The organism is Longimicrobiaceae bacterium, from assembly GCA_035696245.1.
In the GTDB taxonomy this organism is placed as follows: Bacteria; Gemmatimonadota; Gemmatimonadetes; order Longimicrobiales; family Longimicrobiaceae; genus DASRQW01.
The window spans coordinates 1-7,952 of record DASRQW010000031.1; the positions used below are offsets into that span (position 1 = coordinate 1).

A 7,952-nucleotide genomic window follows, 5' to 3' on the forward strand; every position below is an offset into this window, starting at 1 on the left:
GCGAAGAGCTTCAGCGCGACCGGGATCCGCCGGCCAACCAGCCCCACCTCCAGCGCGCCGTAGGAGCGTCAGGTGATGTCGTCCAGTATCCACGGCGGCAGCCCATGCTCGAGCTGGGCGCCGATCTCCGCGTTCATCCAATCCGCAGGCAAGCCGAAGTCGCGCGCGACCGTCCGGATCGCGTGCCGGAGCGCGGGCGGGAACGGCTCCGCCTGCGAAAGCTCCAAGCCGCCAGCCTCGTTGCGGTATGCACGCGCGATCACGTCCACGTCACTCGTGCTGCGGCGCACCAGGCCGAGCAGGTTCAACGTGGCCCCTCCAACCACGACCACGCAGATTCGCTCCTCTTCCACAGCGAGGAGATCCCCTACTGCGTTCAGCGCGTCCTCGATCGGCAGGTTGCGCATACAGGATGTAGGCAGATGTGAGAAGATAATCTTCCTTTTTAGGGAAGATAATCTTCCCTTTCGGCGGGGGCAACGATCTCTGTTGAACTTGCGAGCTTCACCGTCAGTGATATTGGCGACGAGCAGCGTTGAAGCGGGGGCTTCGCGGTGTTAAATTCCGGCAGCGCAAGAGCTACCGGCGCGCGGCGCCCGCCTGCCGCGGGCGCGACCCGGAAGAACTTCAGGACACTAGATGAGCAACCTGCACGACGAGGTCCGCCGCCGGCGGACCTTTGCCATTATCAGCCACCCCGACGCGGGGAAGACCACGCTCACCGAGAAGCTGCTTCTCTACGGCGGGGCCATCCACCTGGCGGGGAGCGTAAAGGCACGCCGCACGGCCCGCCACGCCACCTCCGACTGGATGCAGATGGAGCAGGAGCGCGGCATCTCCGTGACCTCCAGCGTGCTCCAGTTCGAGTACCAGGGGCGCGCCATCAACCTGCTGGACACGCCTGGCCACCAGGACTTCTCCGAAGACACGTACCGCACCCTCATGGCCGCCGACAGCGCCGTGATGCTGCTCGACAACCGCAAGGGCGTCGAGGAGCAGACGCGCAAGCTGTTCGAGGTGTGCCGGCTGCGGAAGACGCCCGTGTTCACCTTCGTGAACAAGTGCGACCGGCCCGGCGCCGACCCGCTCCAGCTCCTGGACGACGTGGAGCGCGAGCTGGGCATGCGCTGCTACCCGGTCATGTGGCCCATCACGGCGGGCGACAAGTTCCTGGGCGTGTACGACCGCGCCGAGCGCCGCATCTACCTCTTCGACCGCGGCGAGGACCACGGGCAGACGCGCGCCGGCTCGCGCATCGGCAGCCTGGACGATCCGGGCGTGCGGGAGATGCTGGGCGAGCAGGCGCACGACCAGCTCATGAACGACATCGAGCTGCTGGACATGGCGGGCTCGGAGTTCAGCCGCGAGGAGTTCCTGGCGGGCGAGGTCTCTCCCACCTTCTTCGGCAGCGCGCTCACCAACTTCGGCGTGGAGCCCTTCCTCCAGACGTTCCTGGAGCTGGCCCCCTCGCCCACGCCGCGGCAGTCCAGCGAAGGCCTGGTGGAGCCCGAGGACCCGGCGTTCACGGGCTTCGTGTTCAAGATCCAGGCGAACATGGACCCCAAGCACCGCGACCGCATCGCCTTCGTGCGCGTGTGCTCCGGGCGTTTCGAGGCGAACATGCAGGTCAGGCACGTGCGCACAGGCAAGCCTCTCCGGCTGGCCGCGCCCACGCAGTTCCTGGCACGCGAGCGCACGCACATCGAAGAGGCGTGGGCGGGCGACGTGATCGGCATCCACGACCGCGGAAACCTGCGCATCGGCGACACGCTTTCGGCCAACGGGGAGCTGGAGTTCCAGGGGATCCCGCGGTTCTCGCCGGAGCACTTCGCCCGCATCTTCATCGCCGATCCCATGCGCCGCAAGCAGCTGGACGTGGGCCTCCAGCAGCTCTCGGAAGAGGGCGCGGCGCAGGTCTTCTACACCGAGTCGCTCACAGGCCCCTCGCCCATCGTGGGCGCCGTGGGCCGCCTCCAGTTCGACGTGCTGCTGCACCGGCTGGAGCACGAGTACGGCGTGCCGGCGCGCCTGGAGCCCATGTCGTTCCGCTTCGCGCGCTGGGTCGAGGGCCCCCTCGCCGAGGTGGAGCGCGTCGCCACCGGCGGCTACGGCCGCGCCCTCGTGTACGACTCCAAGCACAAGCCGCTGATCCTGTTCGACAGCGAGTGGACGATGAAGACCACCATCGACCGCGAGAAGGACCTCGCCTTCCACGACGTCGCCCCGTAGCCACCAGCCGCCCTTCATCGCCGCAGCGTAACGGGCGATGGGCGTCAGTGGATGAGCAGCGTTCGGTAGATGGACAGCGTTCGGTAGATGGAGAGCGTCCGGTGGATGGACGACGTTCGGCAGATGCGGGACGGCCCCATCGCCCGCCGCGCATCTGCCGACAGTCCCACAGCCCGGCGTCCACCGCCGATGTGCGGCATCGAAACGTACGGAATGACGAAGCAGCGCGTCCCCAGACCGGGGCGCGCTGCTTCGTTTATCTGCATCGTCCGCCCGCCGATCTTGCGGTGGCGGAGGTGACGCTACGGCGCGGTCACGGGCACTCGCAGAGGTCCTGGAAGCCGGTGGCGCACGTCTCGTAGCAGGTGTCCGCCGTGTGGCCGCACCCGCACGATGCGGTGCCGCAGCCGCCCTGGCACGATGCGTCGCACGACACCTGGGTCTCGCAGGTACAAAGATCCTCGAAACAGGTGGAGTCGTTCGTGTTCACCTGCCCGAACACCGTGCCGTCCCGCCGCCGCAGCGCCGCGGACGTGGTATCGAACGACTCCACCTCCAGCGCCGACAGGTCCAGGTGGATCTTGCTTCTCATGGCCGTTCTCCTTGGGCGTCGATGGGTGCGGTCACGGGCACGAGCACATGATCTGGAAGCCGGTGGCGCACGTCTCCACGCGCGTGTCCGGGCCGCCGGTGCCGCAGCCGTTCGTTCCGCAGCCGCACGAGGCGGTACCGCCGCAGCCGCCTTGGCACGACGCGTCGCACGTGCCGTTGTCCGACTCGCACGTACACATGATCTGGAAGCACGTCGACTCGCCGTCGGTGTACGCCTGGCCGAAAACCGTTCCCTGGCGCCTCCGCAGCAGCGGCGAAGTGGTGTCGAACGACTCCACCTCCAGCGACGTCAGGTCGAGCTGGATCTTGCCCTTCATCGTCCACCTCCATCCGGTTGGGGATTCGTGGTCACTGCAGGCACTCGCAGACACGCTGGAAGCCGGTGGCGCACGTCACGAAGTTCGTGTTCTGGGTGGTCCCGCCCCCGCCGCAGCCGCACGTGTCCGAGCCGCACCCGCCGTGGCACGACGCGTCGCACGTCCCGTTGTCAGACGCGCAGGTGCAGATGCGCTGGAAGCAGGTGGAGTCGCCGCCGGTGTACGCCTGGCCGAGCACCGTGCCCTCGCTCTTCCGCAGCAGCGGAGAGGTGGTGTCGAACGACTCCACCGCCAGCCCCTCCGTGTCCAGCCTGATCTTGCGCAGCATACGGATCTCTCCTGTGGGAGTGGGTTGGAACGCCCAACGGACAATCGCTGCGGAAATCGTGCCACTTACGTCCCCAAGCGGGCTGTGCTCACTGCAGAATCAACTCGATCTCCATAGTGCAGATGAACATCGGGGCGGCATGATCCTTCGGCCGGATGCGATGTCGCTCGACTCGGGTCGAGGCGCCGGCGCGAGCGAGATGCGAAGGTGCGAGAGCGGCGGCAGCGTCCTTGCGACGGCAGGCCAGGGAGATGCGGGGCCGAGCGGCGCCGCGACGAACCACCGCGGGGGAGGAGGCGGAGCTGCGGGACCTGACGATCGGGATCGACGAGGCGCCGCCGCTGCCCATGCAGATGGGGGACCCGGAGCGGGGCAACTTCCGCGGGCTGGAGGTGGACCTGCTGAACGAGGTGGCGCGGCGGCTGGACGCGAAGCTCCGCTACCGCCGCGCGCCGTGGAGCACCATCGTGGACGCGCTGGACGCGGGCCGCATCGACGCCGTGTGCAGCGCCGCCACGCGCACCGACGAGCGCTGCCGCGTGGCCGAGTTCACGGATGCGTACCTGAACGTGTGCCTGGCCGTGGTCACGCGCGACGGTGCGGCGGCGGACCCGTCGCTCGCCGGCCTGCGCGTGGGCGTGCGGACGGAGACGACCGCTGCCGCGTACGTGCAGGCCAGCGCCGCCCCCGCATCGGTGCGCGAGGACGAGTCGAACGACGTCCTGTACGACGCCCTCCGCCGCGGTGAGCTGGACGCGCTGGTGGACGACTCGCCCATCGCGTCGTGGTTCTCGCAGCACGTGCCGGGGCTGCGGCTTGCGGCGACGATCTCCGGCACGGGCGCCGGCTACGCGATCATGGTGCGCAAGGGCAACACGGCCCTCCGCGACGAGCTGAACGCCACCCTCGCCGCGATGCGGGAAGACGGCACGCTGGAGCGCCTCCGCACCCGCTGGATGGGCATGGGCCCCAACCCGTGCGACGGCTGACCGGCGACGCCGGATGGCCCGCATCGACCGCTCGTCCTCGCCTCCTCCGTATCCTCCGTCCCAGCATCCGCCTGTTTGACGAGGATCGGCGCGCGCCGCAGTCGACCAGCCGCCGCGCGCGCATCTCCCGGCGACGCCGGACCCGGAGCCATCTACCGAAATTCGCCGCAGGCAGCGAACCGCGTGCTTTTCCGCGGCGGATGGGTTATCGTCTCCCGCCACTCCGTCGCGCCCCCATCGTCCGGAGCGTGTCTGCCGCGAGCCGCGCATTCGCAGATGTGCGTCCGATCCCGTCATCTACCCGATCCTCCATATACATATGCGCCGCCACTCCAGCTTTCTCGCCACCTTGCTCCTCCTGGGCGCCTGTCACTCCGGGTACAACTACCCGCTCGCATCGGGCCCGCGGTTCACGGGTGAGCCGCGGGTCGCGCGGGCGGCGGGGAGCCCCGACACGCTACGGATCGCGTCGTTCAACCTGGAGTTCGCGCTGCACGTGGACAGCGCGCTCGCGACGATCCGCGCGGAGCCGGCGCTGCGCGATGCCGACGTGCTGCTGCTCCAGGAGATGGACGAGGACGCGACCCGTCGCGTGGCCGAGGAGATGGGCATGCGCTGGGTGTACTACCCTGCGCTGTGGCACTACAAGACGCACCGCAACTTCGGCAACGCGGTGCTGTCGCGCTGGCCCATCGTGGACGACGGCAAGATCCTGCTGCCGCACTTCGGCCTCGTAGGGCACACGCGGCGGGTGGCGGCGGCAGCGACGATCCGTGTGGGCGAGCGGGAGGTGCGCGTGTACTCGGTGCACCTGGGCACCATGGTGAACGAGGGCCCCGCCGCGCGCCGCGACCAGCTCAACGCCGTGCTCGCCGATGCCGCGCGCTTTCCGCACGTGGTGATCGGCGGGGACATGAACGCGCACGGCGTGGGGCGCGCGGCCACCGCGGCCGGCTACGCCTGGCCGACCGAGAACGGGCCGAGGACCACCAAGTTCGGCCGCTTCGACCACGTATTCCTCAAGGGCATCGCGAGCCCCGCATCCACTGCCGCCGGCACCATCCTGGACGTGCACGGCGCCAGCGACCACCTCGCCGTCTGGACGGTCGGCCTCCTCCGCTGACCGTCGCGGGATCGGCCGCGCCCTGCTGCGGACGTCGTCGCGACATCTCCCGCATCTCCAGCCTCGCAATCTCGCATCTCCCCGGGAAGCAATCTCCCGCATCTTCCGAGAAGGCGTCGATCCGGTGCGGGTAATCGCGTGATGCGGCGGATTGCTGGGACGGCTCGGGAGATGAACGGCGGCGCGGGAGATATGATCGAACGCGCCGGGACGGCTGGCGGACCAGGTGCTTGACAGAGAACGCGTTGCGCTTCATCGTCTTCCGCACACCCCAGCCTCTGCCGTTCGCACCGCGCGCCGCCTGGCGCTCCTCCGTTCCCGCCCGATCGTCGCTCCCATGCTCAAGTCATCGCTGGATTCGAAGCAGGCGTACCCGTGGCGCGTCGTCGCCCTCATCTTCGGCGGCGCTCTGGTGGTGCTGGTGCCCGCGATGGGGCTCGCGCAGCTCCCCAACCTGAACGACGCGGTGCTGATGACCGCCATCTTCGCGTCGCTCGGGGTGTACATCGGCATCATCCTCCTCGGTATCAAACACTGGGCGACGGAGGCGGTGCGGTACGAGCTGGACGAGCGCGGCCTGGCGGTGGTGCGCTGGCGGCGCGGGCGGGAGATGCGCGAGCAGCTGCCGTGGAGCGAGATCCGCGAGTACGTGGTGGACTCCCTCGCCGCGGCGGGCAGCAACCGCTACCTGACCGTCACGCGCGCGCGGGGCAAGCCCGTCCGCATCGTCGAGGGCAACAAGCCGGCGGAGAAGAACGCGTTCGACGTGTTCTGCGACCACTTCCTGGACGCGGTGGCCGAGCGCCAGGCCACGGCGCCGGCAGCCGCCGCCATCCACGAGGGCGTCTCGTTCTACGACAAGCCCGTCGCGCTGGCGCTCGGCGTGCTGCTGCTGGCGACGATGGTGATCCTGGCAGGCGTGGCGCTGTTCGTACCCGGCAAGGACACGCTCCTCATCCAGGCACGCGTGCTGTGGATGGGCGCGCTCGCGGCGCCGTTCATCTACCGCACCGTCTTCCGCCGGAAGCTCGCGAAGCGCGCCGCGGCCTGACCGCCGGACACCGCCTCGCCGGCGGAACCACGAAGACGAGAAATGGACGAAGGGCGGCTGCCGACAACCCGGTAGCCGCCCTTCGCACGTCATCCCCTCCGCCGCATCAGCGCGGGGCGATGCGGCCCGTCATGTTGGGATGGAAGGCGCACTTGTACCCGGCCGTGTCGCCATCCGTCACCACGTGCCGCCACGTCCCGCCGGGAGCGATGGCACCCGAGTCCCAGCTCCCGTCCAGCTCCGTGGCCGAGTGCGGAACCAGGTCGCGGTTCGTCCACACCACCGTGTCGCCCGGCGCGGCGTTCGCGGTCGCCGGCGCGAAGACGAAGCCGGTGATCTGCACCGCGACCGCGCGTGGCTTGGGTGCGGGCGTGCAGCCCGCCGCGAGCGCCAGCGCGGCGCCGGAGAGCCACCGCCGCGCTGGCTTCCCGCTCAGGGCGATCACGCCGCCGGGAGCGATGCCTGGAGCGTCTTCGCGTGCTCCAGGTGGTTCGCCACGGCGGGGCGCGTGTCCTGGAGCAGCTTCTTCAGCTCGGCGTTCTGGGCAGACGGGATGAGCGTCTTGTCGATGGCGTCCAGCACCTGCTGGTGGTACGCCACCTCGTTGTCCACGTACGCCTTGTTGAACGCGGCGCCGCTCAGGCCCTGCAGCGACGTGCGGTTGGCGCTGCCGCCGTCGGTGAGCGACTTGCTGGTGGGGTTCTCCTCGGGCGTCACGTTCAGCTTGGTGACCAGGTCGGTGGCCGCCTTGTTCACCGCGCCGTGGTCGGTGATCATCATCTGCGCGAACGCCTTCACCTGCGCGTTCTGCGACTTGCCCTTGGCGAGCTCTCCGGCCTTGATGTCCACGTCGTTGGCGGCCACCACGATGGCGGCGATCTGCGGGTCCGTCACGGCCGGGGCGGCAGGCGCGGCCGTCGCGGCCGAGTCGGTGCCGACGGCCGGCGCGGCGGGGGCCATGGCGGTGGTGTCGGGGGCGATCTGGTTCTCGCCGCCCGCGTCGTCCTTGCCCTTGCAGCCGGCGAAGGCGAAAACGGAGAGCGTGAGGGCGCATGCCGCGGGCGCGCTGCGGAAGCGGAAGGTCATGGGGTCTGCTCCGGTGTTGGATGGGTGCGTGAGCCTGCGAGACGTCGTGCACCGCTGTACGTCCGGCCCGGTCCGGGCGGATGCACGCAGCGGCCACACGGCACAAAGTAACTCGCTAGGATAATTTGTCAATGAAGTATTTGACAAATACTTTTCGGAGGGATGCCTAGGAAGTGTCGCGTGCGGAAGGGGGCCCCCTCCCCCAGCCCCTCCCCGC

10 protein-coding genes are annotated in these 7,952 nt (G+C 69.3%); 4 read left to right on the plus strand and 6 right to left on the minus strand.

Annotated elements, in window-relative coordinates; all coding sequences use genetic code 11:
* Nucleotides 1–68 precede the first annotated feature (68 nt).
* Nucleotides 69–407: a hypothetical protein gene (locus VFE05_01305; GenBank protein HET6228681.1), complete on the minus strand. Its 339-nt coding sequence runs from the start codon at nucleotides 405–407 to the stop codon at nucleotides 69–71.
* 232 nt (nucleotides 408–639) lie between these two features.
* Here VFE05_01305 and VFE05_01310 point away from each other — a divergent pair, with 232 nt between their 5' ends.
* On the plus strand, nucleotides 640–2,229 hold the full coding sequence (locus VFE05_01310; GenBank protein HET6228682.1) for a peptide chain release factor 3: 1,590 nt from the start codon (nucleotides 640–642) through the stop codon (nucleotides 2,227–2,229).
* Between the two features lie 313 nt (nucleotides 2,230–2,542).
* Here VFE05_01310 and VFE05_01315 read toward each other — a convergent pair whose 3' ends face one another.
* From VFE05_01315 to VFE05_01325, 3 genes are read right to left on the minus strand one after another with little or no spacing between them, the layout of a single operon-like run.
* Nucleotides 2,543–2,821 carry a hypothetical protein gene (locus VFE05_01315; protein ID HET6228683.1) on the minus strand — a complete coding sequence of 93 codons (279 nt, stop codon included), beginning with the start codon at nucleotides 2,819–2,821 and terminating at the stop codon, nucleotides 2,543–2,545.
* Nucleotides 2,822–2,852: 31 nt separating this feature from the next.
* Entirely contained in the window at nucleotides 2,853–3,158 is a 306-nt protein-coding gene (locus VFE05_01320) for a hypothetical protein (protein HET6228684.1), read from the minus strand.
* A gap of 31 nt (nucleotides 3,159–3,189) precedes the next feature.
* The gene (locus VFE05_01325; protein HET6228685.1) at nucleotides 3,190–3,486 is read right to left on the minus strand and encodes a hypothetical protein; all 297 of its coding nucleotides are present in this window, start codon (nucleotides 3,484–3,486) and stop codon (nucleotides 3,190–3,192) included.
* Between the two features lie 251 nt (nucleotides 3,487–3,737).
* Here VFE05_01325 and VFE05_01330 point away from each other — a divergent pair, with 251 nt between their 5' ends.
* From VFE05_01330 to VFE05_01340, 3 genes are all read left to right on the plus strand, one after another.
* Nucleotides 3,738–4,475, plus strand: coding sequence for a transporter substrate-binding domain-containing protein (locus VFE05_01330; protein HET6228686.1), 738 nt, complete (start codon nucleotides 3,738–3,740; stop codon nucleotides 4,473–4,475).
* Nucleotides 4,476–4,794: 319 nt separating this feature from the next.
* The gene (locus tag VFE05_01335; GenBank protein ID HET6228687.1) at nucleotides 4,795–5,598 is read left to right on the plus strand and encodes an endonuclease/exonuclease/phosphatase family protein; all 804 of its coding nucleotides are present in this window, start codon (nucleotides 4,795–4,797) and stop codon (nucleotides 5,596–5,598) included.
* Nucleotides 5,599–5,935: 337 nt separating this feature from the next.
* Entirely contained in the window at nucleotides 5,936–6,649 is a 714-nt protein-coding gene (locus VFE05_01340; GenBank protein ID HET6228688.1) for a hypothetical protein, read from the plus strand.
* Nucleotides 6,650–6,755: 106 nt separating this feature from the next.
* On the opposite strand, the gene VFE05_01345 is transcribed toward VFE05_01340, so the two are convergent.
* Together VFE05_01345 and VFE05_01350 are read right to left on the minus strand one after the other, a co-directional pair.
* Nucleotides 6,756–7,094, minus strand: coding sequence for a hypothetical protein (locus VFE05_01345; protein HET6228689.1), 339 nt, complete (start codon nucleotides 7,092–7,094; stop codon nucleotides 6,756–6,758).
* Nucleotides 7,091–7,735 (minus strand): DUF4142 domain-containing protein, encoded by a 645-nt coding sequence (locus VFE05_01350; protein HET6228690.1) that lies wholly within the window; start codon nucleotides 7,733–7,735, stop codon nucleotides 7,091–7,093. Before VFE05_01350 ends, VFE05_01345 begins: the two co-directional genes overlap by 4 nt.
* Between the last annotated feature and the right edge of the window lie 217 nt (nucleotides 7,736–7,952).